Raw genomic sequence first — 25,680 nt, forward strand, 5'->3', positions numbered from 1 at the left:
GCGCAAAGGAGGAGTCTCTATGACAAAGATTTCGCGTGGCCTCACGCGGCGCAAGGTGTTGCAGACCGGTATGGCCGGCATCATCGGCACTGGCGTCGCGCCATTGGTTTTCAGCAAGGGCGCCTGGGCGCAGGAGTTCTGCAACAACCCGACGGGCGATACCGTCACTCTTGGCCTCAACCTGCCCTTGACTGGCACCTATGCAGAAGAAGGCGCGGATGAGCAGAAGGCCTATGAACTGGCCATCGCCCACCTCAACGGTGAAGGCGACGGCGGCCTGATCGCGGTCCTTGCGCCGACCGCACTCAAGGGCAACGGTATCCTCGGCAAGAAGGTGGGCTACGTTTCGTCGGACAGCCAGACCAAGTCGGACGTGGCCCGCGCCGGCGCGACCCGAATGATTGAGCGCGACGGCGCCATCATGATCACGGGCGGTTCGTCCTCGGGCGAAGCCATTGCCGTTCAGGGCCTCTGCCAGGAAATGGGCGTCATCTTCATGGCGGGCCTTACCCATTCCAACGACACCACCGGCAAGGACAAGAAGCGCTACGGCTTCCGCCACTTCTTCAACGCCTACCAGTCCGGCGTGGCGCTCGGACCGATCCTGGGCGAGCAATACGGCACTGATCGCCGCGCCTATCACCTCACGGCTGACTACACCTGGGGCTGGACGCAGGAAGAGTCCATCAAGAACGCAACCGAGGCGCTGGGTTGGGAAACAGTGGCTGCGGTCCGCACGCCACTGGGCACGACTGACTACTCCCAGTACCTTACGCCTGTGCTCAACTCAGGCGCGGACGTGTTGATCCTGAACCACTATGGCCTCGACATGGTGAACTCGCTCACCCAGGCCGTGCAGTTCGGCATGCGGGATCGCCAGGCGAACGGCAAGGACTTCCAGATTGTTACGCCGCTGATCTCGGAACTGATGGCCAAGGGTGCCGGCGAGAGCGTCAAGGGCATTTACGGCACGTCCAACTGGCACTGGAACCTGCAGGACCCTGGCTCGATCGCCTTCACCAAGTCGTTCGGTGCGGCCTATGGGTCACCGCCGTCGCAGGCCGCCCACACGGCATATGTGCAGACCCTGCTCTATGCCGACGCCGTTGAGCGCGCAGGCACCTTCTACCCGCCAGAGGTCATCAAGGCCCTTGAAGGGCACGAGTTCGAAGGCATGGGCAATGGCCCGACGCTCTACCGGGCAGAAGACCACCAGTGCATCAAGTCCGTTCTCGTCGTGCAGGGTAATGAAAGCCCGACCAGCGAATTCGACGTCCTCAATGTGGTCAAGGAAGTCGATCGGGAGACGGTCACCTATGACCCTGCGATCTTCGGCGGGGAACTTGGCCCGGCCGAACCCGCACCGGTCTGTTAACGACCCGTCGGCTGAGCCCTTGGCTCAACGCATTGAGCCTGCCGGATCCCTGAGTGGATCCGGCAGGCCCGCAACGGGGCCAGTGGCGTAACGGACGCCGGAGCACTTTATGTTCGATGTCATCTTTCTGCAGTTCCTCAACGGTCTCGACAAAGGCGCTGCATACGCGCTGATAGCGTTGGGACTGACCTTGGTGTTTGGCACCCTTGGGGTGGTCAATTTTGCGCACGGTGCGCTGTTCATGCTCGGCGCCTTTTGCGCCGTTGCGATGCGCATGCTCCTCACCCTCGAGACCGTCACCCTTGATCCAGAGAAGCTGTCCCCCTGGGGTACGCCGCTCGAGGTCCGCGAGCCGCTCATGCAGGCATGGCTCGGTGATTTCGGCGCCGTTCTGGTGAATTACTCGGTTCCGGTGTCGTTGCTCCTGACGATCCCCATAATGCTGCTGGTGGGCATTGCCCTCGAGCGCGGCATCATCAAGCACTTCTACAAGCGCCCTCACGCCGAGCAGATCCTGGTCACGTTCGGTCTCGCCATCGTGGCGCAGGAAGTGATCAAGTCCATCTTCGGTCCCAACCCCTTGCCCCAACCCATGCCTGTCGAATTGCGCGGCGCGGCCGATATCGGCGCCTGGCTGGGCATGCAGGCCAATGTCATTACCTACCCACTCTGGCGTCTGATCTATTTCCTTTTCTCGGCTATCCTTATTGGCGGGGTCTTTGCCTTCCTCCAGTTCACGACCTTTGGCATGGTAGTGCGGGCGGGCATGGCTGACCGCGAAACGGTTGGCCTGCTCGGTATCAATATCGACCGCCGCTTTACCATCATGTTCGGCTTGGCGGCCGTCGTCGCTGGCATGGCCGGGGTGATGTATACGCCCATCCTGCCGCCCAACTATCACATGGGCATGGACTTCCTGGTCCTGTCATTCGTGGTCGTCGTCGTCGGCGGCATGGGGTCGTTACCCGGCGCCGTTGCGGCCGGCTTCCTCCTGGGCATCCTTCAGTCTTTCGCGTCGATGAACGAGATCAAGGCCATCATACCGGGCATCGACCAGATCATCATCTACCTTGTCGCTGTCCTGATCCTGTTGGTCCGCCCCCGCGGCCTGATGGGCCGGCGCGGCGTCATGGAGGCCTGACATGTCCACCTTCATGTCCCGCAACGACCTGCTTCTTCTCATCGGTTTCACGATAGCCGTTCTGACCATGCCGCTCTGGCTGGCTCCCTTCGGCGCCGGATACCCAGACCTGCTGAACCGGTTCGCGATCTTTGCGATCTTTGCCATCGGCTTCAACATCCTGTTCGGCCTGACTGGCTATCTCAGCTTCGGCCACGCCGCCTTTTTCGGCGTCGGCTCCTATGCAGCGGTCTGGTCGTTCAAACTTCTGAGCATGGACGCGCTTCCCGCCCTGCTCTTTGCCGTTGTCATATCGGCCCTCTTTGCTCTTCTGATCGGCTTTCTCAGTCTTCGGCGCTCGGGCATCTACTTCTCGATCCTCACCCTCGCCTTCGCCCAGATGAGTTACAACCTGGCCTATTCCGTGCTCACTCCCATCACCAACGGGGAAACCGGCCTCCAGCTCACCTTGCGCGACCCCCGCGTATTGGACAATGCCCTCTTCGAGGCAGGCCCGGGCCTACCGTCGCCCACGCTTCTGGGCATGCCCCTGCAGGGCTTCGAAGCCTTCTATTTCTGCGCCGCCTTGCTGATCGTCGCCTTTTTCCTCGCGCAGCGGATCAGCGGGTCTCCTTTCGGCATGATGCTCAAGGGCATCAAGTCAAACCAGACGCGCATGCACTACACAGGCTTCAACACCCGACCCTACACGCTCGCGGCCTTCGTGATCTCGGGCATGTATGCCGGGCTGGCCGGCGGTATGCTGGCAATCGTGGATCCGCTGGTCGGCGCGGAGCGCATGCAGTGGACCGCCTCCGGCGAAGTTGTGCTGATGACCATTCTGGGCGGCGCAGGAACCCTTCTGGGTCCGGTGATCGGGGCTTGGCTCATCAAGTACTTCGAGAACATCTTCTCGGCCATAAACGACGTCATCCTTGCCCGCTTCTGGAGCTTCCTTCCCGACGGCGTCTCCGATGCGATGGTGCAGATCACCAGCAAGTTCGTTGGCGATGGCTGGTTCCTCACGCTCGGTCTGGTCTTCGTGCTGATCGTGATTTTCCTGCCCGGCGGCGTGATGGAGGGCGTGCGGCGGATCGCCGATCAATTCCGGCCTTCACGACGCAGCGGCCGCCCCGCAAACCAGGCTCGTCCCCACCCCCGCCCGGCCGAATAGGACATCGACAATGGCTCAACCCAACATCGTCCTGCACGTTGCCGACGTCCACAAGCGTTTTGGCGGTCTCCATGCTCTGGCCGACATCGACCTGCAGGTCGAAGAAGGCACGACGCACGCCATTATCGGTCCCAACGGCGCGGGCAAGTCGACGCTGCTCAACGTCATCATTGGCAAGCTGGCGCCCACCAGCGGACAGGTCGTCTTCGATGGTGCCGTCCTCACAGGACGCAAACCGTACCAGATCAATCAGCTCGGCATTGCCCGCGTGTTCCAGACGCCCGAGATTTTTGGTGACCTGTCGGTGCTGCACAACGTGATGATCCCGGCGCTTGCCAAGCGTGATGGCGCCTTCCGGCTCAACATGCTCAAGAACCTCAATGCCGAGACCACTATCCGGGACGAGGCGCTGCATATGCTCGAAGACGTCGGCATGTCGGGCCACGTCGACATGCTGGCCAGCAGCCTCAGCCGCGGTGACAAACGGCGCATGGAGCTGGCGATGTGCCTGATTCAGCACCCTCGCCTCCTGTTGCTCGACGAACCGACGGCCGGCATGAGCCGGCACGACACCAACACCACTATCGAGCTCCTGCAGAAGATCAAGCAGCGCGGCATGACGAAGGTCATCATCGAGCACGACATGCACGTCGTGTTTTCGCTGGCAGACAAGATTTCCGTTCTGGCGCAGGGGCGCATCATCGCCGACGGTTCTCCCGACGACGTGCGGGGCAATCCGGCGGTCCAGGAAGCCTATCTCGGAGGCACTCACTGATGAACGCAATCGCTGTGGAAAATGGCGTTCGGGTGGGCGATGCGGCGGTGGGCGTCGACGCCAGCCGCCCGTTCTTCTCGGTGCGGGATGTTCACGCCTACTACGGCGAGAGCTATATCGTGCAGGGCGTGTCTCTCGATATTCGCAAGGGCGAGATTCTTGCTCTGCTCGGCCGGAACGGCGCCGGGAAGACCTCGACCCTCCGCGCCATCGCCCGTCTCGACAATCCGCAGATGCGGCACGGCGAGATCTGGCTCGACGGGGCGCCCCTACACCGCATGCGGGCCTTCCAAGCCGCGCGCGCCGGCGTTCAGCTTGTCCCTGAAGATCGCCGCATCATTGCCGGCCTGACGGTGGAGGAAAACCTGACATTGGCAAAGGTATCCCCGGGGAACGGCTGGACCCTCGAGCGCATCTACGAGAGTTTCCCGCGACTTGCAGAACGGCGAAAACAGGAAGGGGTGACGCTCTCCGGCGGCGAACAGCAGATGCTGGCGATCGCTCGAGCACTGGCGCGTGACATCAAGCTGCTGCTGCTCGACGAACCCTATGAAGGTCTGGCACCGGTCATCGTCCACGAAATCGAGCGCATCCTGCACTCGATCAAGCCGATGGGCATCACGACGATTATCGTCGAACAGAATGCGGTGGCCGCCCTCAAACTTGCCGATCGGGCCGTCATTCTCGACACCGGAGAGGTCGTCTTCTCCGGTTCAGCCCGCGAAGTGCTGGAAAACACGGACCTGCGCCACGAGTACCTGGCCATCTGAGACAACGCAGCCTTGTTCGGCTGCTTCCCTACCCTGGGTCTTTCGGACTTAAAGGCATATCGCCGATTTCATCCTCTCCCATCCGAAGGTCCCAGGGTTCGTCAACTTCTGGGGCGGCAGGTGCGATGGTCACTCCGTCCCCTTCCAACGCATCCCGGATTTCCCGGGCCAGACCGACCGCGCCGGGCGTATCGCCGTGCAGGCAGATTGATCGCGCCTCTGAACGCAGCACCGTGCCGTCTATGGCGACGATCTCGTGCCGATGGGCCAGCCGCAGGCAACGCTCGATGACAGCGTCCGCGTCTTCGATGACCGCTCCTTCGACGTTGCGCGGGACGAGCAGCCCGTCGGGGGTATAAGCCCGGTCGGCATAAGCTTCCCGGATGAGTGGCAGACCGACCGCCCGGGCCGCCCGCACCTGCTGGCTATTGTCCAGCGCCAGCACCGCCATTTTCGGGTCCATCGCCTGGATGCTGGCAAACACGCCGACCGCGAGAGCCAGTTCCTCGGCCGTCTGGTTGGCCAGGGCCCCATGCAGCTTCACGAACTCGAGCGGCACGCCCACTTCATCGGCAACATGCCGGGCGAGCAGAAGCTGGCTGCGCAACTGAGCCAGGAGGTCATCGAGCGGCAGCACGAGACGGAAACGCCCGAAACGCTTGCGGTCGGCATAGCCCGGATGCGCCCCGGCGCGCACACCGCGGGCCGCACAAATCTTCAACACGCGCCGGATGGTGGCCGCATCGCCAGCGTGTCCGCCGCAGGCGATCGATGCGCTCGAGACGATGGCCAGGAGGTCTTCGTCCGAGCCCATTCCCTCGCCAAGGTCGGCGTTGAGGTCGATGCTGGTCATGGTGCCGCTCTCCGAAGCAATTGGTGCGCATGGTCCACGGTTACCGGCGCAAAAACAACGGGAGTGCCGGGCCGCATCTGCGCGAAGCGATCAAGATCGGCGGCGATGATCGTGCCGATGCGGGGGTAACCACCGGTGGGCTGGTGGTCGCGCATCAGCACGATGGGCGTTCCGTCCCCGAGGATCTGAATATCCCCCGGCAGTACTGGCTCCGAGACCAGAGAGAGGATGCTGGCTCCTTCGAAGACTTTCGATTCATCCTGCAGCCGCACACCCATCCGGTCGAGCGTCCTGGTGATCCGGAAGGGTGCACCGTTGAAGCGCACTCGAAGGTCGCCGGCAAAGAAGTCCGCGTGGATACCCCAGATGAACCGGACATCTCCCGCCTCCATCGGAACCACGCTAGCCGGCCGTCGCCCTTTGCCCTCACCAGAAACGGTCAGCACGTCGCCAGTTCGTAAAGCCCTGCCCTCCAGGCCGCCGAGTCGTGCTCTTGTGCTGGTGGATTGGCTTCCCAGCGCCTCGGGCACGTCGATCCTGCCTCCAAAGCGAAGATAGCCATAATTGCCGTGAGCGCCCGGCCTGATGCTGAGCCGGTCGCCCTCCTGCAAGTGCGCAGAACCCGGCCAATCAAGCAGTCGGTCATTGACGGCAAGGACGAAGTCTCCGCCATCCCATCCAGCATCACATGCCCCTTCGGCCACCACCAAGTCTAGGCCGGCCTGGGTGAACTCGAGACCGCCGCCCCCTGTTGCTCCCGCCCAAACGCCCGCGCGGCGGTAGGCCCGCTGGTCCATCGGGCCGGATGCGCTGATCCCTGCCCCAAGATATCCGAAACGACCGGCATCCTGGATGGTTGTGAGCGGCCCAGCCCGCTCGAACAGCACCCGAGCGGTCAATCGATGGCTCCGAAGCGGATCGAATCGCCTGGCCGCAGCAGTGTCGGCGGGTCCTGCGATGGCTGAAAGTTGCGGAAGTCGGTGCGTCCGATCACGTGCCACCCGGTGGGAACTTCGGTCGCCGCAATGGCCGTCTGCCCTGCAGCAAACAGAACGCTCCCCGCAGGCACCTCCGGGCGCACAATCGTCCGGCGCGGGACATGCAGCCAGGCCTCGTGAAAGCCGCAATAGACAAAACCAGGCGCAAAACCCGTGGCGAGCACCCGCAGGCGAGCCGTCGTTTGGCTCAAGATAAACTCCTCGGGCGACACGCCGAGAGTGTGTGCAACGTCCTCCAGGTCGGGGCCGTCCTCTCCCCCGAAACGAACATGCAGAAGGTGCTCTTCTGAGCAAACGGCTTCCCCGGCCCGCCCCAATCGCAGTTGAATTTCTCCGGAGAGGCGGAACGGATCGGTGACCGATGGGTCATACCGCACCAGCAGCGAAACGAGGCTGGGCACGACTTCGACGATCCCGTCCGCCAAATCGTCCACGAGCACCTTGGCCAGTCTGATGGTCCTCAGGTTGGCTTCATCGTCCAGCCCCTTGGCGAACCGCACAAGCAGTGTGGTATCGCCAAGCGGCAGAATGTCCACGCGCTGGGGATATCGCGCTCGCACATCCATGGCTGGCTCCTCGTCGATGCTGGCACAGTGGTCCTCGACCATGACTGTCCCGTCAAGGCTTGGAGCATCACCTAAGTCAGGCGGCGAGACCTGTCAGCGAAATGAGAGCAAAAAGGCCATGCACATCAATTGGGATCACGGCCCTCCTGCTCCACCACCGCTTCGAACAGCGTCCGCGTCTGCCCTGCTCCGATGGCCTCAATGGCCACCGCCGCAATGGCAGCAAACAGCTCCGCTATTTCCTGGGGATCGGTGATTTCGGCGTCGTCTTCGTCGGCGTCAGCGTTGATCAGGGTAAACACAATAACGCGCCTCCACAGTGAGCCTACAAAAACAGTGTGCGGCGATTCCCGTTACACTTTAAATAACGGAATGGGTGAGTTCACGAGAGGTTGCGGGTTGCTCAATGCGGCAGCAGCACTTAACCTTCGCCGGCCTCGAGAGCTTCGAGGTAGTTCTCGATGTCCTCGAGGGAGGCCGAGAATGGCTTGGGTTGGTCCCCGTAGACAACCTTGAACGTCTCGTCTTCGCGCAGCGCATGGCCGCCCGGCTGCCCCAGCACCCTTATCTTTTCGGACGTCAGAATAGTCAGCCCATGCCGCGCTGCAATTCGCTTGGCGCGGCGCATGCGCGATGCGTCAAAGTCCTTGCGGCTCACGGCTTGGCCCTTCTTTGGTCGCGAATGGCAGCGACCTAGCACCCCGCGTCTGCTGGGACAATGCCTGTCAGGACAAGCATTCCCCTACCACGCTGAAATTGGAGCCTTCGGCCGTTCCCCGAGCGCTTCCAACGCACACTCTGAGCAGCGGAGTCTTCCTGCATGTCTTCTTGCCCGATGGCAAACGCTCCTCGCGCAGGTGCCGGGCAATGTAAGGCACCAGCGGGGCGACGCCATCAGCTTGGGCTTCAACAGGCAGAACGCCTACGTCTTTGATTCCCCTGCTGATCGCCTGGAATCGACTTTCGCGTCCGCGCAGGGGTGACGGTAGGGGACTTCAGGGCTAAATTGCTGCTGCCCGTCCGTACCGGAGCTGCCCTTGTCGAGCTTAGCTTTAGATCCCGTTTCCTCACAGGCCGAGGCAGAGTGTGCCCGCGAACCCATACATATTCCCGGTTCGATTCAGCCACACGGCGTCCTGGTGGTGCTCGACGCAGCCTTCCGGATCGTTCAGGTCACGCAGAATGCTGTGCAACTGCTCAAGCTCGATCCCACCGAATTGCTCGGTGCCGGTTTCAAAGACAAATTTCCGGAGCTTTTTCAGCTCCTGACAGATGCCATCGCGGCAGAAACGCTGGGCCCATCTGCCCAAACCTTGGCCCGGCAGGTCAGCTTCGGCAGCGAGCAGTTTGACGTCCTGGCGCACCGCTCGCCAACCGACCGCCTCATCGTCGAATTCGAGATTCACGCCGGTGCTGGGTCGCTCGATACGCTCTATCCCAATGTTCGTAACTTCATCCAGACCCTCGGGCAGCTTCCGAACATAGCGGCAATCACAAGCGTTGCGGCCGCAGAAATCCGGAAGATCACCGGGTTTGATCGTGTTCTCATCTATCAGTTCGATGAGCACTGGAACGGCACGGTTCGGGCGGAGTCGCGCAATGACGCCCTGCCCTCCTACCTCGACCTTCGTTTCCCCTCGAGCGACATCCCTGCGCAGGCGCGCGAGCTTTATCGGCTGAACCGGCTCCGGCTGATCCCGGACGCCGATTATCAGCCGGTTCCCATCGTGCCTGCCATGGATCCAGAAGCGGGTGCGCCGACCGATCTGAGCTTTGCGATCCTGCGCAGCGTGTCGCCCGTGCACCTTCAGTACATGAAGAACATGGGCACCCCTGCCTCCATGTCAATTTCGATCCTTGACGACGGCCGGCTGTGGGGACTTATTTCCTGCCACAGCGCTACGCCCACTCGGGTTCCCGCCCATGTCCGGACCGCGTGCGACTTCGTCGCTCAGGTTCTAACGATGCAGATCGGCGCGAAATCGCGGAGCGAGGCAGCCGCGCAACGGGTCGAAAAGCACCGCATCCAGAGCCGGCTGCTCGCCCGTATGGCCGCCGAACCCAACTTCATCGATGGATTGCTTTCCCAATATGAGGACCTGCTCGGGCTGACGGACGCAGAGGGAGCGGCGATCGTCTGGGACGATCAGATTTCGACGATCGGCAAGGTTCCACCGCGGGAGGAAATCGAGACGATCTCCAATTGGCTGGTCGCCAACTCCGTACACGACGACGTCTTCGTCACGAACCAGGCCAGCCTGGATGTCGCGGGGGCTGGGATCGATGCCGAAGCTGCCGCCGGCATGCTCGCCGTTTCAATCTCGCAGCTCTACCCCAGCTACATCATGTGGTTCCGCCCAGAGGTGGTGCGCACGGTGCGCTGGGGAGGCGACCCCCGTAAATCGGAGAACCCGGCAACCGGCTCCCTCAACCCGCGCAAATCCTTCGATCTGTGGCGCGAGACGGTGCGCCATCAAGCGATTCCCTGGACCACAGCGCAAGTCGAGGCCGCCGGCAGCTTGCGCAGCGCCATCGTGGGGATCGTGATGCGCAAGGCCGAGGAGATGGCAGCCATTACCGAGGAGTTGCGCCGGTCCAACAAGGAGCTCGAGGCCTTCTCCTACTCCATCAGCCACGACCTTCGGGCGCCGTTCCGCCACATCGTGGGCTTTGCGGAACTGCTCAAGGAAATCCTTCCCGCCGAAGAGGATCCGCGCCCGGCGCGCTACATTGAAACAATCATCGAATCTGCGCACTCGGCCGGGCGCCTCGTTGACGATCTGCTGGGGTTTTCCCAGGTGGGCCGGGCTCAGCTTACAAAGATCAAGGTGGACATGAACAAGGTCGTCGCCGACGCCTTGCGCACCCTCCAGCATGAAATGGAAGACCGGCAGATCAACTGGAAGATCGATGATCTCGCGCCAGCAATGGCTGATCCCACCTTCATGCGCTCTGTCTGGCAAAATCTGCTGGCCAATTCGATCAAGTACAGTCGCGGCACAGACCCGACCACGATAGAAGTCACAAGCACGACAGATGGCGAAGACACTGTTTTCAGCGTGCGGGATGATGGCGTAGGGTTTGACATGGCTTATGTCGACAAACTCTTCGGCGTCTTCCAGAGGCTGCACCGGATAGAGGATTACGAAGGCAGTGGTATAGGCCTGGCCAATGTCAAACGCATTGTCGAACGACACGGTGGGCGCGTATGGGCCGAGGGCCTTGTTGGCAAAGGCGCCGTCTTCTACTTTGCACTGCCAAAAGACGTTGCGGGGGCATCATGACCGACATCAATCCTATTCTTCTCGTCGAGGACAATCCCAAGGACCTGGAGCTCACGCTTGCTGCCCTCGATCGCAGCCAGCTTGCCAACGAGGTCATTGTGGCGCGAGACGGCGCAGAGGCGCTAGACTGGCTGTTCTCAACGGGGGCCCACCGAAACCGCAATCACAGCGATCCGGCGGTCGTGCTGCTCGATCTCAAGTTGCCCAAGATCGACGGGCTGCAGGTGCTGGAGCGGGTCAAAAGCGATCCGGACCTCAAACACGTGCCCATTGTCATGCTGACTGCCTCCAAAGAAGAAAGCGATCTGGTCCGCAGCTACCAGCTCGGGGTCAACGCCTTCGTTGTGAAGCCGGTAGACTTCAAGGAGTTCTTCAAGGCTATCCAGGAGATCGGCATGTTCTGGGCTATCCTGAACGAACCGCATCCGTTCCGGCCGAAGTCGACGCCCATGAAAGTGACGCAAGCTTGAACCAATTGGCCCAGCCGATCAGCATCCTGCACCTTGAGGACAGTGATCTCGACAGTGACCTGATCACGACCAACCTCGAACTGTCAGGCCTGATGTTCAGGACCGACAGGGTCTGGACACGTGCTGACTTTCAGGATCGACTTGAGCAGAGCCGCTTCGACCTCATCCTTGCAGACTATAGATTACCTGCCTTCGACGGCCTCAGCGCACTCGAGATCGCCAGGGAATTGGCGCCCGACACCCCTTTCATCTTTGTCTCGGCGACGCTCGGCGAAGAAGTCGCGATCGAGAGCCTCAAGAACGGAGCGACGGACTACGTGCTTAAGTCCAGGCTCGGTCGGCTTGCCTCGTGCATTCGGCGAGCGCTGGCCGAGCGGCAGGAGATCGATGCGCGGCATCGCGCGGAGCGTTCGGAAGAGGAAGCCCATCGGCGGCTGGCCTCGGCGATGGCCGTTGCGGAAATCGGGGCCTTCGAGTGGGATGTCGAGGCGGGCCAGGTCGTTCTTGATGAACGAAGCTGCGCCATTCTGGGCATGGCGACGGTTAGCTCGATTTCCACAAAGGATCTCTACGATACCATCGTGGAGGAAGACAGGCAGGACGTGGATCACAAGTTCCTCTCCGCCTATCGGAACAACGAACGGGTGCAAGGCGATTTCCGTGTGCGCCTCCCGAACGGCATCGTTCGCGACCTGGCCGTCGTCTGCGACTGGTTCGCCAAGGACGGTGGAAGCATCGGCATCGGCGTCGTCCAGGATGTGACGGACCGCAAGCGGGCCGAGGAGCATCACAGGCTTGTGGTGCGTGAACTGCACCACCGGGTCAAAAACAGCCTTGCAACGGTCCAGTCGGTCATATCCTTCAGCCTTCGCCATGCCAGTTCGTTCGAAAGCTTCCAGGAGTCGATCGTCAAGCGTATCGATGCACTGGCGCGGAGCCATTCGCTTTTGACAGATGATCAGTTCGGCGGCCTCCTGCTGCGCGACATTCTCGATGGTGAATTGACCGCCTACCAAGGCAGCGCCAGCGGCATCGAGATCGACGGGCCGCGGGTATATCTGCAACCGCAACTGGCAACCACGATGAGCCTTGCGGTTCACGAGCTGGCCACCAATGCGGCCAAGTATGGCGCCCTCTCCACCTCCGGGGGACGTTTGGTCGTTCACTGGCGACTGGAGCAGACGGAGGACGCTCCGCATCTGCACATGAGCTGGGATGAGACGGGCGGACCCAGGATCGAAAAGGCGCCGGAGCACCAGGGCTTTGGATCGATCCTGATGCAACGACTACTCGGCGGCATGGCCGGCTCCGAGGTCGATATGGACTTCCGGCCCGAGGGGCTGCGGGTCCAGATCATCCTCCCCCTCCTGCAGTAGCCGCGCTTCGCCCGCAGGCGCCCGTCGGTAGGCGGGCGAGCGCGTTGCCGGTGGAACAGGCGCCCGGCTGCCGCGTTTTCTCCGCAAAATGGAGATGAGCGATGGCGCGCCCCTACTGGAAGGGATTTCTCAAACTCTCGCTGGTGACCTGCCCCATCACGCTCACGCCCGCCACCACCGAAGGCGAGAAGGTGAAGTTTCACACGCTCAACCGGAAAACCGGCGAACGCATTTACACGCGCTACGTCGACAGCGTTTCAGGCAAGACCGTCGAAAAGGACGACCAGGCCCGCGCCTACGAAAAAGGCGAGGATGACTACGTCGTGCTCGAGGAGGAAGACCTCGACGCCGTCCAGTTGGAGAGCACCAGGACCGTCGACATCGCTCAATTCGCTCCCGCCGATTCAGTGGACTGGACCTTCCTCGACAGCCCCTACTTCGTCGTCCCTGATGCGGAGGTGAGCGAAGAGGCCTTCATTATCATTCGCGAAGCCATGGCCAATGAGCATGTCGTGGGGTTGGCCAGCCTCGTTCTCGGCGGCCGGGAAAGGGCTGTGATGCTGCAGCCGTGGGAGAACGGCATAGTGCTTTGGACCCTTCGCTTCGGCGACGAGGTTCGTGACGAAAACGAGTACTGGAAAGAAGTCGAGGAAGCGCCGGTCGACAAGAAGATGCTCAGTATGATCGAGCAGTTGATCAAGGATCGCACCACGAAATGGAGCGAAGCGTTCGTAAAGGACCCGGTTCAGGATCGACTGCTGGACATCATCAAGTCCAAGAAGACCCACAAGGGCAAGCCGAAGCCCGCTGAAGCCGAGCCGGTCGACACGGGCGGCAGCAACGTGATCGATCTCATGGCTGCCCTCAAGAAAAGCCTCGAAGCCACCCCCGAGAAAGAAACCGGAAAATCGCGGCGGCGCTAGCTGGCCTTCCGCCGCTCCGGCGTCGCGTTCTTCGCCGACTTGCTCGTCTTGGCCGCCGACTTGCTTCTCGTCGCCTTGGGTGCAGCGTCCTCGCCGGCTGCACTGAGGCGCAGGGCCTCCAAAAGGTCGTTCTTGGGCGTCGGTTTCGGGCGCTTGAGCGGCACAATCTTCCGACCCTCGATCTTGGCCTTCACCATCTCGGCCAGCGCATCCTCGTAGCGGTCAACGAACTTGTCGGGCTCGAACGACCCCGCCTTGGTGTGCAGGATATGCTTGGCTAGCTGCAGCATTTCCGGGTCGATCTTGCGCTTGGGGATGTCGTCGAAGACTTCCTTCGACGAGCGGACCTCGTAGTCAAAATTCAAGGTCGTGGCGATGAGGCCGCGCTCATGCGCCCGGATCAACACCGGCCGTAGCCGGCGGAAGAGAACGGTATGAGCGATGGCCGCCGCCTTCTGCTTGCGCAGCGCCTCCCGCACGAGAATGAACGCCTCGTCGTTCGCGTCCGAGGCCGGCAGCAGGTAATAGGGCTTGTCGAAATAGCTGGTGTCGATCTGGCTGCAGGTGATGAAGTTGTCGACCCTCAATACCTTATCGCTTTGCGGCACGGCGGCGCTGATCTCTTCGGGCTCCAGCACCACATAGTGCCCTTCGCTCGTCTCATAGCCCTTGACCTGATCCTCACGCTCGACTGGCTTGTCGGTCTTCTCGTCGACATAGAGGCGTTTGAGGCGGTGGCCGGTCTTACGGTTGACCAGGTGCAGCGAGATGCGGCCGGACGTGGTAGCGGCCGTATACATCTTAACCGGACATACGATCTCTGCGATCTTGATCGCACCTGACCAGACGGCACGTGCAGTCATCTCGATAGGTCCCCAGGCTGTTGAAGCCATAACGTGCCGCCCGTGATGGTGTTCCCCCGTTCGATGATAGGAGAAACACCACCGCCTCCGCACCTCCTAGGCCGCAGCTTTTGCGTCCGCTGGCCGTCTCGCCTCCCCGTTCCAGGGTTCCCAGGCGAGGCCGGAGCGGTACCGGGCAACCACCCGCCCCTCCGACAGGGCCAGGAGATGCATCCAGCCATTGTCGAACAATTGCCTGACACCCTCGTGCTTCTTGAGCACCGCGCTGATCGCTTCGATGGGCGCCTCGATCATCACCGACAGCCGAAGCGGCTGGTGGATCAGCCGCTCTCCATCGTGCACCGCCTGCCAAGGCAGGCCCGCCCGCAACCGGCCCCCATTGCCCTCGACGACACCTATCCCTCCGAGCACGTTGTGGATCAGCTTGTTTCCGCCCCCGAACAGCTCCGGGGCTACGGTGGATCCGTAATACTGAAGGCTGATCCAGCTGCCGACGACCACGGGCGCAGTGAGGATGAGATCGAGCGTGCCGAACCCATCGTCCTGCGTCCAGTCGTAGCTGTGCAGGAAGGCCCGACCGGCAAGGTCGCGGCCTGCAGTCACCTGGCCCGGTGCCGCGATGAAGGCGGCGCAGCCCGCAAGGCCCCACTCCGGCCGCACCTCAGCCCAGTCTGCCGCCCGGCGGCCCAGGGCGTCGGCCTTGGCCCCCGGAAGCCGCTGCGCACGCTCTGCCCGCGCCATGCGGCCGGCCTCGCCCAACCACCCCTCAGCCTGGTCCAGCTTTTCTGCTTCTTTTGGGCCGACGGCTTCCGGGAACAGGGTCACTGTGTCGGTCACGGTATCGTGGAGGCCCGCAACGAACAGCGTATCGTCAGGCAGCACCAACCCAAGCCCCGGCAGGCCAGCGCGGGTTTCGGGGTCATTGAGCATCGCCGCCACCAGCCGCGCAGAGACTTCACCCGTCTGTCCGCAGCACGCGCCGCATTGATAGGCGCTCTCATGCGGGTTGTTGGTCATCTGGGCACCATGACCGATGAGGAGCACGAGCGGCGCGTACCTCTCCGTCAGGCTCATGGCCCGCAGGATTTTTGCGGCCGTTGCTGCCTTGGCGTCGGCGCTCATTACACCTTCAATGCGCGGCAGAGGGCTCTGCCCCGGCGCCTTCCGCGTCCGGACCAGGCTGTCCCCGATAAGCTTGCCGCCATAGGAGAGACCAGCCGCTTCCACGAAAGCGAACGATGACACCGCCGCCTGCCGGAACCGGCCCCAGGCCCTTTTGGTTCGCGCGGCGATCCGAAGAGCAAACTCCTCATCCCCTTTGCCGTGGCTTGTCGACGTCATTGACGGCGACAGGAGGGCCGGCAGATGGGCCTGCACCTCGTCCGTTCCGGCTGGACGGTGGGCCACCGGCAACCCAAAGAAGCCCGCAAAGCCAAGCGTCTCGATGCCTTCACCCTGGCCCTCCAGCGCCCTGCGCAGCACTTCGGAGCGAACGTCGATGCAGAAGGCCGCCTGCAGTTTCGGCCGTCCTGACGCCTCGGCGGGACCGGTCAACTTGTTCGCCAGCATGCGCTGGTGCGCCCGCTCCGCCGCATCCTGAAGCAGGCAATCCAGGACATGGTCAGCGGTCGGCACGACAGGCGCCGCATGGGCAGCCACCGAGGCGCGCCAATCCCTGCCGATGGAGGGACAATGCGCAAGGAGCGCCTCGTCCCAGACCAGCCGTATGGCCAGGAGATCCGTCAGGGTCGTGTCGGAACGGCCCTCCAGCTCCGCCTGCCACAGTTGCCAGCGCGCGTGCATCGACCACCCGCCCAGGCTCAGCAGCAGTTGATGGAAAGCCGTCTCAGCCGCCGCCGCAGTCAGTCCAAGCCGACTGGTTGCCCGCAGGATAGCGCGCTCCGCCGTGTCCGGCGTACTGGCGACGTGGACGGAGAAGCCCCTAAGTCCGGCAATCGCCGGCGTCAAATCGTTGATCGCCCACTCCCGCCAGGCGGCGAAAGCGGTTTGGTCCGGCCGCGGCGTCCAGAGCGCCTGTCCGCGATCAAAGAAACCGGACGCCCATAGCCCGAAGCTGCGCGAAAAAATTGCCGGCCAATCCGTCCCCGTTGCGGCCGCGGCCAGATCGGCAATCGTTGGCAAAGCCTCGACCGCCGGAGCCGGCTTTCGCAGTTGCGCCCTAAGCGCAACGAGGTCCGCGGGCCTGCCCGGCGCCGAGCAAGCCAGCAAAGCCGCCTCCAGGTCCTCCTCGGCAATTTCGCCGGCTTCCACCATCGAGGCCAACTCTGCCCTGGGCCGCGTGAGCGCTGCTCCGGCGAGCCGAGCCAGGCGAGCCGATGCCGTCGCCAAGTCCTGATCGGTCTGGCCAAGAAACGGATTGACCGCAACCGTCGCGTCCAGCGGGAACGCGGGGGGAATGGCGCGGGCCGCAGTTCTGGCGGCACCGAGAATTTCCTCGGCCAGCGAGGGAGCCAATTGGGTTTGCTCGAGAAGCATAGCCGTTCTCCAGTTACTGTTTATGAGCCAGCTGAAACCCGCCGAGGAAGCGGTCCAGGAGCGCGTTGAGATAAAAGCCGTTCGCCACGTGCACCCGCAGCCCAGCCGTCGTGGGATGGTGCGCCCAGAGCGGGAACAATGCCTGAGCGAAGGCCACGAGACCGAAGGAAGACACGGCCAGAACGATGAGCGCCCACTCTAGCGGTCCGGCCGTCGGCACCGCTGGCAGGGAGGAACCCCACAGGGCCTGCGCCACCCATTGGAAGGCGAAGTAGGCAATTGTCGTTGCCAGCGACGCGCCCACCGTGCGCCGGGTCAGCGCGGCAGGTGCCGCATCGGCAAGGCCCTGCGCGATGAGGTAGGACACGCCGAACACGAGAATGGTCCCGAGCGCCAGGGCTTGCGGCGATTTGTGCCCACCCAGCACCGAGAAGATGGCTGCCACCCCAGCGAACAGAACCAGTCCCAGCACAAAGGAGCGCGTAACAGCCGCAATGCTGGGGACGGCCACGGGCCCCGGTTTGCGGATGGCGTTGACCTCGCGCACTGCCTTGCCTGACGACAGGAAAGCGTGCGCCTTGTAAAGCGAATGGGCCACGATGTGCAGCAATGCCAGGGGCCACAGGCCAAGCCCGCACTGCAGCAGCATAAAACCCATCTGCGCGATGGTCGACCAGGCGAGCGCGGTCTTGACGGCGCTCTGCGTGAGCATCACCAGGGCGCCGAACAGCGCAGTTAGGCCACCGATCGCCACCAGGACGCCCATGGCGCCGGGGCTCTGCTGCACCAGTCCGGCGAGCATGATCAGCATCACGCCGCCCGAGTTGATAATCCCTGCGTGCAAGAGAGCCGAAACCGGCGTCGGGGCCTCCATGACCTCCGTCACCCAGCCATGGGTCGGCAACGCAGCGGTCTTCAGCACAGACGCAAGCACGAGCAGCCCAATTCCCAGTTGTGCGACCGGGGTGAGTTCGCTGGTGGCGCCAAGAGCCACGAAATTGAGCGTCCCCTGGGTGATCCAGAGAATGGCGGATGCAAGGACCAGCGACACATCTCCTGCAGCCCACACGCCGGTGAACTTCGTAGCAGCCCGGCGCGCCTCGGCCCGTTCAGGATAAAAAAGCAGCAGTTGCCGCAGCAGCAGGCCGATCATGACGAAGCCCAGGATCAGAACCGGCAGGTTCGCGGCCTGAACGGTGACGAGCACCGACGCAACCGCCGCAAGGATCAGGCCATGGAACCGCCCTTCCCGCTGCTCGCCGTCGAGGTAGCGGCTTGAGTAGCGCACCACGACCCAGCCCACGAACGAGACGAGCAGGATCATCGTAGCGCTCACCGGATTGAGGCGAAGGATGGCCACACCGCCCAGCGACAGCACCTGCTGTCCGGCGAGCAGGAGCTGAACCACCCCCGCCAGCCCCAGCGCCAGCCCCGCCGCTGCAGCCATGTTTGCAAGGAGCAGGAGCCGGCCCGGTCGAGGTCCCTGGCGCAGCAGAAAGAAGAACGCTGCAAGCAGGAGAACGGCAGGGGCGAACGCGGTTAGCGGCAGGCTTGTCACGACACAGCTCCGACAGGTTGAAGACGGAGCTGAATTAGCCGTTGAAGTACTTTCAGAAAAATACATATAATAGGTCATTCAATTCTAACAAACAGAACGATGGCCCAGCTCAACCTCCACCATCTGCGGCTGTTCAGGGCCGTCGCGCTGGATGGCACTCTCACCGGGGCTGCCCAGAGGCTGAACCTGTCCCAGTCGGCCTTGTCCACCCAGTTGCGCACGCTCGAGGCCTCCCTGGGGCAGGATCTGTTTGAGCGGCGCGGCCGGGGCCTGGTTCTGACGGAGGCGGGACGAATTGCGCTTGATTACGCCGAAGCAATCTTCCGCACGGTCGATGACCTCAGCGAGACGATGCGAGAAACGGGGCGTGCTCGCCGCGCTCTCAGGGTGGGCGCCCTTGCGACGCTGTCGCGCAACTTTCAAATGCAGTTCCTGCAGCCCTTGATCGGCCTTCAAGACGTCGAAGTGATCTTGCGCTCGGGTTCGCAGATCGAGCTTCTTCGCGGGCTTGAAAGCCTGGCGCTGGACGTTGTCCTGACCAATCTGGCGCCGGCCCGTGATGCCGCGAGCCCCTGGCTAGTTCACCGCATCGATGAACAGCCCATCAGCCTTATCGGCACGCCCGAACGTCTTGGCAATCCGCAGCGCCCCTTACCGGATCTTTTGTCTTCCCAGCCCCTGGTCCTGCCAACCCGGGAAACCGGATTGCGCGCTGCGTTCGATGCGCTGGTAGCGCGATTGGGCGTGACGCCCACGCTGGCCGCAGAAGTGGACGACATGGCAATGATCCGCCTTCTTGCCCGCGCCGACGCCGGCCTTGCCATCATTCCGCCGATCGTGGTCCGCGATGAGCTGGATGCCGGCATCCTGGTCGAGGCGGCCCGTCTCGAGGGGCTGAGCGAGCCGTTCTTCGCGGTCACTCTGGCGCGGCGGTTCCCGAACACGCTGCTGTCGGTTGTGCTCCCAAAGTGACGCTCGGAACTCTTTTGGGGCCTGTGTATTAGGTCGACCCTTTCGAAATCAGATACCGTCCGGGCGAGGATCACCCCTCGCCCGACTGGTCCAATGGCGCCGCATGCATCAGCGCCGCGATGTGCCGTGTATCCGGCAGGTCGAGGCGCGGCGTTAGTACGACCAGCGCCAGGACCATCAATGCGGAGCGCTTCAGCGCGCGGCGTCTATCCTTGCGAATATACATCGCGCCCTGCTTTCACAGCTCGGTCCTGCGGACGAAGCCGTTGCGGCCTACCATCGGGATATCGGCCCGCGTCAGGCCGATATCGGCGAGGATTTGGTCGCTCAGGCCGTGGAGCTGCTGATGGGTCTTGCGGATAGCACGACGTTCGCGCCAGGCATCGAAAACGTTGATCATTGTGATCTCCTCTTGGTTGATGCCCGGCTTCTAAAGGCCTCTCCGCGTGGCCGCCCCACCCGTTTGGGCGGGACCGCTGAATCGATGCAACGAACTCGAATTGCTCAAGAAAAAGCCGCCCGGCGGGACAGCGGGGCGGCAAGAGTTTGGAGGTCGAAAAACAGCGATTGGGGCGCTGACCTGGCTATCTTCGCCCAGATTGAAGCTCCCTCGCCCCACCCATTTGCGCGGGGTCTGAACCAGAAGATTTTCCCCTCGCCATGCCGTAGAGCAAGAAAGCTAACTGAACGATCCCCAGCAGGGCGATCATCACCAGCCCCAGCTTCAGGGCCGTCGTCAGGTCGGTCAGTTCGTTGCTCACCACAACCAGCCCGACCAGACCGTAAGTGCTGAACGGAAGATCTCGATAGGAACTGTGCACGGCATGACCTCTTCGGCTTTGGACCATGCTCCAAGACCACGGTACCGCGTCTGCCGTCGCCACCCAAACAAGTGGGTCGCGGAGTGTGCCGCCGAGCGGCAGGTGCCGCTGCCACGCGATGTCCCCACCCAAACGGATGGGTCTGGCGGTTATCCGCAAAAATATCTTTCGCGTCCGCTGGACGTTATTTGGCCGGCGAAGCAATATGGCCCGATATTACGCGGACTTGCTCGTTTGGGAGATACGGGTAAAGTGCTGAGGGGCGCCAGTATTCTTTGCGTTGAAGACGAAGAAGATCTTCGCACAGACATCTGCGAGGAGCTGGAGGCGGCTGGCTATCAGGTCGACGAGGCCAAGGATGGGCAGCAGGCCCTGGAGGCCCTGCGCGAGCGCCGTTTCGATCTTGTTCTTTGCGACATCACCATGCCGCGCATGAGCGGGCTGGAATTATTGCGTCGCGTCCGCCAGGAGCCGGCGCTGGGCGACCTGCCGTTCGTGTTTCTGACGGCGTTGGCCGGCCGGGAAGACATCATCGCGGGCAAGGAAGCCGGCGTCGACGACTATCTCACCAAGCCGATCGATTTCGACCTGATGCTGATCACTATAGCGGCACGGCTCGATCAGGTGGCGCGCATCAAGGGACACACGCCTTCTCCCGATCCCGCGAGCGAACAAGGCGTGCGGGCAGCTCTGCTGGGCGCAGATGAAGCGCTCAACCGCATCGCCGTCGGCGTCTTCCTGCTCGACGGCGACCGCAAGGTGCTGTTCCGCAATCGCCGCGCAGAGGATCTGGTCAAGGAGGCTGACGGCATCAGCCTTTCCCGGGAAAGCCTGTTGCGCGGAGAAACGCCGCAGCAGACACAGGCGCTCCGCGACATCATCGACGGTGCCATCGCCCGGCTCAGCGACGGGCAGAGGCAGGGCAGCGAGGCGGTCGCCCTGAGGCGCAGCAGCGGCAAACGCCCTCTGGTGGCCATTGCCTGTCCTCTCGGCAAGGGGCCACCAAAGGGCGCGGAGCCTGTGGTCGGCGTTTTTGTCAGCGATCCGGAATGGCGATCGAGCGACGCTGCGCAAGTAGTGGCGCAACTCTATGGTCTCTCGCCGGCGGAAACCCGGCTGGCGCTGGCGCTGGTGCGTGGCCTTCGCGTGGACGAAATCGCCGAAGAATTCGGTCTTTCCCGAAACACCGTGAGCTACACGCTCAAGAACCTGTTCCGCAAGACGGAGACGGACCGGCAGGCCGATCTCATCAGCCTCTTCATCGCCAGCCCCGTCGCCCTCGGTCCCGTCTAGCCGCCTCAGGCGGCAGCGGCCCGGCGCCCGGAGCGGCGACGGGGGGCGGCAACGGGAGCTTTCGCCCGGCGCTTGGGTCGTGCATGCGCTTTCCGCGGCTGGAGAGTGGGATCTGCGGCCACAATGGCCGCGATACCCATGTCGATGTCATGAAAGATGTCCTGCAACTCGGGAAATGCAGAAGCATCGAAGTCGATTATGGCAGGCAGGCGGTGCATTTGCGTTCTCTTCCAGATCAGGCGGCGATGCCATAGGGCAAGGCCAGGAGGGTGAGTGCGAGCATGTAAAGGCTCGACAGCAGAAGTGTGCGACGCGTCATCTTTGGTTCCGATCAGGCCCGCTGCTTCGCCTTTTGCGGAGCCGCGGGCACAAAGTGGTGAGTGTGGACGGGACGCCGAAGGTGTTGCTCCGGCGTCTCGAACGAAGCCGCCTTTGGCGGCTAGGCCGCGGGCGAAATGTTCTGGTTGCGGCGGAAGACATTGCCCGCGTCGTAACGCTGCTTGATGGCCCGCAACCGCGCCCACGTCTTTTCGGGGTAGGTCTTGCGAAGCATGTCCTCGCCTTCGTGACCCAGGAAGTTGACATAGGTGCCGCGCCTTGCTCCGCCGAGCGCCGCTACCCCCGCCCCGGCCCATCCATCGTGCCGGGCGGCGGCTTCAGCGCTGCCGTCCATTGCCAGGAAACCGATGAGCATCTCGGCATCGCGATGCGCATAGGCCGTTGCGTCGGCGGACACCCGGGCCGCGGCGCCTCCGAGCACACGCAGCTGCGCCATTCGCATCGGCGCGTCGCAGGCGTCGAGGTGCTGCAAAATTCTGGCCGCTTCGCCCACGTCGATGCCGTTCTTGAAGAGCGTCCGGACAGAAAGGGTGGGCTTGAACGACGGATCTTCGGGAAGATACATCATGCTGTAGGGGCCAGGCCCCACCAGGTCCGCGATGGGCGTGGCGAGGGCGCGGAAGGGCGCCAGCGCTGCCTGGGCTTCTGCCACCGGACCGGCATAGGCCATCATCCCGATCAGAACTGTCTGGCCCACGATCTCTGGCGGCAGGAATGGCATCGGCGGCGCCGGCATGGCCATCAGGATGGTTGTCAGTTCCTCCGGCGCAGCCTTGGCAGCAGCCACGAAACCCGCCAGCACTTCAGGCGTCGCCGGCAGCACCAGGGGTCCGCCCGTGAAGTGGGGCAGCGCGTTGAGACGATACTGAAAGCGCGTCACCACGCCAAAATTGCCGCCGCCGCCGCGAATGGCCCAGAAGAGATCGGCGTGATTGGCTTCATCCACCCGCAGGATGCTTCCGGTCGCGGTGACGATTTCTGCAGCAATGAGCGAGTCGATGGTGAGGCCGAGCTTTCGCGTCAGATAGCCGACGCCGCCGCCGAGGGTGATCCCGCCAATGCCGACCGTTGCGGAGTCCCCGAACCCCACGACCACGCCGTGCTGGTCCAGGGCCTGGGTCACCTGCCCCGCGGTCAGGCCGGTACCCGCCCAGACGGTCATGGCGTGAAGATCAATGTCGAGCCCCTGCATATCCCGCAGATCAATGACCACGCCGCCCTCACAGGTGCTATGACCACACACCGAATGACCACCGCTGCGCACGGCGATCTCAAGGTCGTGGCGACGGGCAAAGCCGATCACATCGGCCACGTCGGCAGCGTTGGCCACGCGGGCCACCAACAGGGGGCGCTCGTCCCAGTTGCTGTGGGCAATGCCGCGCACGGCGTCGTAGTCCGCGGCATCGGCAGTCACGACACGGCCGGTGAAGTTGGCAGCCAGGGCCTGGATGGCCGAGGAAAGGTCGCGGGCACGTTTGTCGGCGTTCGCCTGGATATGGACGTTCATTGTTCTGCTCCATTCAACTGCGCTTTGGTGCGCTGCATGGAGGGCGGAATAGACAAACCGGCGGGACCATTCCCCACCCGTTTATGGGGTCTCGGTCCAAGACCTGCACTTTCTTGCGGCAAGCAGGTCCGGAAACCAGGAGTCTTTGCCGAAAGGCAGAGAATCCTGATGCAGAACTTCCCGGTCGAGCGTATAAATTGGGCAGTTCCCGATATTCATGAGGCACTGGGCATGTCTTGGAATAGTTCGACGTCGCGCCGTCATCGGCGCGCGACCACGCATAGTGCGTTGGCCCTGGCCGCCACCCTCATGCTCTCGGCTCCTCCCGTCTGGGGCCAGGAAGCGCTTGCGCCACCTCAGGGGCCCGCCATTCTGACGGTAGAAGGCAACATCGCCGTGACCAATGGCGAGGGCGTCGCCGCGTTCGATCGTGACATGTTCCTGGGCCTGGGCACGACAAAAGTAACGACGACCACGCCATGGACGGACGGGCCACATGTCTTTTCGGGCGTTTTGGCCCGCACCGTTTTTGAGAAGGTCGGCGCCGAGGGGACGGTTGTCCTGGCGTCTGCTCTCAACGACTACACCGTCGAAATCCCCATGTCCGATTTCCAGGACTACGACGTGCTCCTCGCCACGGAGATGGACGGTGAGCAGATGCAGGTCAGCGACAAGGGGCCGATCTGGATCGTCTACCCCCGCGACGATGAGCCTGCTTTGCAGGATCGCCGCGTCAATGAACGCTGGGTCTGGCAACTCAAGGCGCTGCGCGTGCAATGAAAGACCGGCCGTGGTTGACGCGGCCATTCATGGCGGCCGCTCTTGCGCTTACCATCCTCTTCGTCGTCCTTTTGGCCGCCGTCATCCGGCTGGCCGTGAACGAAAGCCGATTGGCTGGTGAGCCCGCCGAGGGTGTAATCTGGTTCTCCAGCCAGGGTCAGTATGAGGCCATGCGCCTCGCGGACACCGTGCTCATGTTCGAGGCCGACCGCGTCTCGCGCGACGAAGTTGCCCTCCGTTTCGACCTGCTCGATAGCCGCATCCGGCTTTTCGAAGAAGGCTCCATGACGGAGCGGGTGACAAGCATGGGGTATCAGGACGAGATCGCGGTCGTCCGCTCCCTGGTTGAGCGGCAACGCCAGCCCTTGGCCACGTTGCAGGCGAATGACACGGCCGCGGTGTCATCGCTTCACTACGACGCGCAGACCATCTCCCATATCATGCGCGATTTCGCCAATGCGGGGATGCTGGATGGTCGCGAGCGGCAGGAAATCGTGCGCAACAACCGGCGCCAAATCCTGCTCGAAATACTGGGATATCTTCTCGCCACCCTGGCCGCCGGTGTCGTTGTCGCGATCATCGTGGTTCGCGGCTATCGAAGCATTGCGCAGGCGGAGGCGGCGCTGGCGCACGAAAAGGAAGTCTCCCGCCTCCATCGCGCCTTCACTTCCGTCGTCTCGCACCAGTTCCGTACGCCGCTGTCGATCATCGATGCCAGTTCGCAGCGCATGCTGCGCCGCGGGGCCGCGATGAGCGTGGATGAGATGACGACCCGCGTCACCAAGATCCGGAACGCCTGCCAGCGCCTGACCCGCCTCATGGAAAGCACGCTCAATGCGGCACGGCTCGAACAAGGTGAAATCACCTTCCATTCCCGCCCCTGCGATCTTCACGTGCTGATCGCTTCGATCTGCGATAACCAGCCAGAAGACGATCAGAGCCGCATCAGGCGTAGCCTTGAGCGGCTCCCGCGGTGGGCCATGGCCGACGTCACGCTGCTCGAGCATGCGCTGCAGAATCTCGTCTCGAATGCTCTCAAGTATTCGCCCGCAGATGCCCCGGTGACCATCCGCGGCTGGCTGCGGGGAAGCGATCTGGTCATCAGCGTGGAGGATTTGGGCGTCGGCATTCCCGCGGACGAGATCGACTTCATCAGCGAGCGCTTCTTCCGCGCCCGTACGGCCGAGGGCATCCCCGGAACCGGCATCGGCCTCAACTTCGTGTCGCAGATCGTCAAGCTCCACAGCGGCCGGCTCGACGTGGAAAGCGAGCAGGGCAAAGGCTCGACCTTTACTCTCATCTTTCCCTACAAACCCGCCCAACGCCTCGCCGCTGCCGCACAGCCGGCCGACTGACACACGATCCTC

Annotated in this window: 26 protein-coding genes; 13 read left to right on the plus strand and 13 right to left on the minus strand. The window is 62.9% G+C overall.

The window, feature by feature from the left end; translation table 11 throughout:
* The first annotated feature begins 19 nt into the window (after positions 1-19).
* The 5 genes from IC608_RS04600 (at position 20) to IC608_RS04620 (ending at position 5,214) form a co-directional block, all read left to right on the plus strand.
* Positions 20-1,375: a substrate-binding protein gene (locus IC608_RS04600; protein ID WP_191773006.1), complete on the plus strand. Its 1,356-nt coding sequence runs from the start codon at positions 20-22 to the stop codon at positions 1,373-1,375.
* 109 nt (positions 1,376-1,484) lie between these two features.
* Positions 1,485-2,516, plus strand: coding sequence for a branched-chain amino acid ABC transporter permease (locus tag IC608_RS04605; protein ID WP_191773008.1), 1,032 nt, complete (start codon positions 1,485-1,487; stop codon positions 2,514-2,516).
* Between the two features lies 1 nt (position 2,517).
* Positions 2,518-3,669, plus strand: a complete 1,152-nt coding sequence (locus IC608_RS04610; RefSeq protein WP_191773010.1) for a branched-chain amino acid ABC transporter permease — start codon at positions 2,518-2,520, stop codon at positions 3,667-3,669.
* A 10-nt stretch (positions 3,670-3,679) separates the two neighbouring features.
* Entirely contained in the window at positions 3,680-4,444 is a 765-nt protein-coding gene (locus tag IC608_RS04615; protein WP_191773012.1) for an ABC transporter ATP-binding protein, read from the plus strand.
* A complete protein-coding gene (locus IC608_RS04620) occupies positions 4,444-5,214 on the plus strand; it encodes an ABC transporter ATP-binding protein (protein ID WP_191773014.1) in 771 nt (256 codons plus the stop codon). The genes IC608_RS04615 and IC608_RS04620 overlap by 1 nt, the downstream gene beginning before the upstream one ends.
* A 28-nt stretch (positions 5,215-5,242) precedes the next feature.
* On the opposite strand, the gene IC608_RS04625 is transcribed toward IC608_RS04620, so the two are convergent.
* The 5 genes from IC608_RS04625 to IC608_RS04645 all read right to left on the minus strand — a co-directional run bounded on the left by IC608_RS04625 (position 5,243) and on the right by IC608_RS04645 (position 8,289).
* On the minus strand, positions 5,243-6,067 hold the full coding sequence (locus IC608_RS04625) for a LamB/YcsF family protein (protein ID WP_191773015.1): 825 nt from the start codon (positions 6,065-6,067) through the stop codon (positions 5,243-5,245).
* On the minus strand, positions 6,064-7,068 hold the full coding sequence (locus IC608_RS04630) for a 5-oxoprolinase subunit C family protein (RefSeq protein WP_345890829.1): 1,005 nt from the start codon (positions 7,066-7,068) through the stop codon (positions 6,064-6,066). Before IC608_RS04630 ends, IC608_RS04625 begins: the two co-directional genes overlap by 4 nt.
* Positions 6,963-7,673 (minus strand): 5-oxoprolinase subunit B family protein, encoded by a 711-nt coding sequence (locus IC608_RS04635; RefSeq protein WP_191773018.1) that lies wholly within the window; start codon positions 7,671-7,673, stop codon positions 6,963-6,965. Before IC608_RS04635 ends, IC608_RS04630 begins: the two co-directional genes overlap by 106 nt.
* An 83-nt stretch (positions 7,674-7,756) precedes the next feature.
* Positions 7,757-7,933, minus strand: a complete 177-nt coding sequence (locus tag IC608_RS04640; protein ID WP_191773019.1) for a hypothetical protein — start codon at positions 7,931-7,933, stop codon at positions 7,757-7,759.
* A gap of 119 nt (positions 7,934-8,052) precedes the next feature.
* Entirely contained in the window at positions 8,053-8,289 is a 237-nt protein-coding gene (locus IC608_RS04645) for a hypothetical protein (protein ID WP_191773020.1), read from the minus strand.
* 379 nt (positions 8,290-8,668) lie between these two features.
* Here IC608_RS04645 and IC608_RS04650 point away from each other — a divergent pair, with 379 nt between their 5' ends.
* The 4 genes from IC608_RS04650 (at position 8,669) to ku (IC608_RS04665) (ending at position 13,684) form a co-directional block, all read left to right on the plus strand.
* Positions 8,669-10,915, plus strand: coding sequence for an ATP-binding protein (locus tag IC608_RS04650; protein WP_191773022.1), 2,247 nt, complete (start codon positions 8,669-8,671; stop codon positions 10,913-10,915).
* A complete protein-coding gene (locus tag IC608_RS04655; RefSeq protein ID WP_191773024.1) occupies positions 10,912-11,385 on the plus strand; it encodes a response regulator in 474 nt (157 codons plus the stop codon). Before IC608_RS04650 ends, IC608_RS04655 begins: the two co-directional genes overlap by 4 nt.
* On the plus strand, positions 11,382-12,761 hold the full coding sequence (locus IC608_RS04660) for a sensor histidine kinase (protein WP_191773026.1): 1,380 nt from the start codon (positions 11,382-11,384) through the stop codon (positions 12,759-12,761). The genes IC608_RS04655 and IC608_RS04660 overlap by 4 nt, the downstream gene beginning before the upstream one ends.
* Positions 12,762-12,862: 101 nt before the next feature.
* Entirely contained in the window at positions 12,863-13,684 is an 822-nt protein-coding gene (ku, locus tag IC608_RS04665) for a non-homologous end joining protein Ku (protein ID WP_191773029.1), read from the plus strand.
* Here the strand turns inward: ku (IC608_RS04665) and ku (IC608_RS04670) are convergent.
* The 3 genes from ku (IC608_RS04670) to IC608_RS04680 form a co-directional block, all read right to left on the minus strand.
* Positions 13,681-14,547 (minus strand): non-homologous end joining protein Ku, encoded by an 867-nt coding sequence (gene ku, locus IC608_RS04670; protein WP_191773032.1) that lies wholly within the window; start codon positions 14,545-14,547, stop codon positions 13,681-13,683. The genes ku (IC608_RS04665) and ku (IC608_RS04670) overlap by 4 nt on opposite strands.
* 96 nt (positions 14,548-14,643) lie before the next feature.
* Positions 14,644-17,043: a YbcC family protein gene (locus IC608_RS04675; protein ID WP_191773035.1), complete on the minus strand. Its 2,400-nt coding sequence runs from the start codon at positions 17,041-17,043 to the stop codon at positions 14,644-14,646.
* Positions 17,044-17,056: 13 nt separating this feature from the next.
* Positions 17,057-18,601, minus strand: coding sequence for a proton-conducting transporter transmembrane domain-containing protein (locus IC608_RS04680; protein WP_345890830.1), 1,545 nt, complete (start codon positions 18,599-18,601; stop codon positions 17,057-17,059).
* A gap of 99 nt (positions 18,602-18,700) precedes the next feature.
* On the opposite strand from IC608_RS04680, the gene IC608_RS04685 reads away from it, so the two are divergent.
* Complete coding sequence (locus IC608_RS04685) at positions 18,701-19,573, plus strand: LysR family transcriptional regulator (RefSeq protein ID WP_191773040.1); 873 nt, start codon at positions 18,701-18,703, stop codon at positions 19,571-19,573.
* Between the two features lie 70 nt (positions 19,574-19,643).
* On the opposite strand, the gene IC608_RS04690 is transcribed toward IC608_RS04685, so the two are convergent.
* The 3 genes from IC608_RS04690 to IC608_RS04700 form a co-directional block, all read right to left on the minus strand.
* A complete protein-coding gene (locus IC608_RS04690; protein WP_191773043.1) occupies positions 19,644-19,799 on the minus strand; it encodes a twin-arginine translocation signal domain-containing protein in 156 nt (51 codons plus the stop codon).
* A gap of 12 nt (positions 19,800-19,811) precedes the next feature.
* A complete protein-coding gene (locus tag IC608_RS04695; protein WP_191773047.1) occupies positions 19,812-19,973 on the minus strand; it encodes a DUF1127 domain-containing protein in 162 nt (53 codons plus the stop codon).
* A 184-nt stretch (positions 19,974-20,157) separates the two neighbouring features.
* Entirely contained in the window at positions 20,158-20,394 is a 237-nt protein-coding gene (locus IC608_RS04700) for a hypothetical protein (RefSeq protein ID WP_191773050.1), read from the minus strand.
* A gap of 252 nt (positions 20,395-20,646) precedes the next feature.
* Here IC608_RS04700 and IC608_RS04705 point away from each other — a divergent pair, with 252 nt between their 5' ends.
* Positions 20,647-21,687 (plus strand): response regulator, encoded by a 1,041-nt coding sequence (locus IC608_RS04705; RefSeq protein ID WP_191773053.1) that lies wholly within the window; start codon positions 20,647-20,649, stop codon positions 21,685-21,687.
* Positions 21,688-21,692: 5 nt separating this feature from the next.
* Here the strand turns inward: IC608_RS04705 and IC608_RS04710 are convergent, their stop codons facing one another.
* Both IC608_RS04710 and IC608_RS04715 read right to left on the minus strand, forming a co-directional pair.
* Complete coding sequence (locus IC608_RS04710) at positions 21,693-21,905, minus strand: hypothetical protein (RefSeq protein ID WP_191773056.1); 213 nt, start codon at positions 21,903-21,905, stop codon at positions 21,693-21,695.
* A gap of 221 nt (positions 21,906-22,126) precedes the next feature.
* Positions 22,127-23,533, minus strand: a complete 1,407-nt coding sequence (locus IC608_RS04715; protein ID WP_191773059.1) for an FAD-binding oxidoreductase — start codon at positions 23,531-23,533, stop codon at positions 22,127-22,129.
* A 231-nt stretch (positions 23,534-23,764) separates the two neighbouring features.
* On the opposite strand from IC608_RS04715, the gene IC608_RS04720 reads away from it, so the two are divergent.
* Both IC608_RS04720 and IC608_RS04725 read left to right on the plus strand, forming a co-directional pair.
* The gene (locus IC608_RS04720; protein WP_191773062.1) at positions 23,765-24,313 is read left to right on the plus strand and encodes a putative pterin-binding protein; all 549 of its coding nucleotides are present in this window, start codon (positions 23,765-23,767) and stop codon (positions 24,311-24,313) included.
* 29 nt (positions 24,314-24,342) lie between these two features.
* Positions 24,343-25,668: a sensor histidine kinase gene (locus IC608_RS04725; protein ID WP_210316196.1), complete on the plus strand. Its 1,326-nt coding sequence runs from the start codon at positions 24,343-24,345 to the stop codon at positions 25,666-25,668.
* Positions 25,669-25,680 lie beyond the last annotated feature (12 nt).

The organism is Devosia oryzisoli (assembly GCF_014837245.1).
GTDB classification, from domain to species: domain Bacteria; phylum Pseudomonadota; class Alphaproteobacteria; order Rhizobiales; family Devosiaceae; genus Devosia; species Devosia oryzisoli.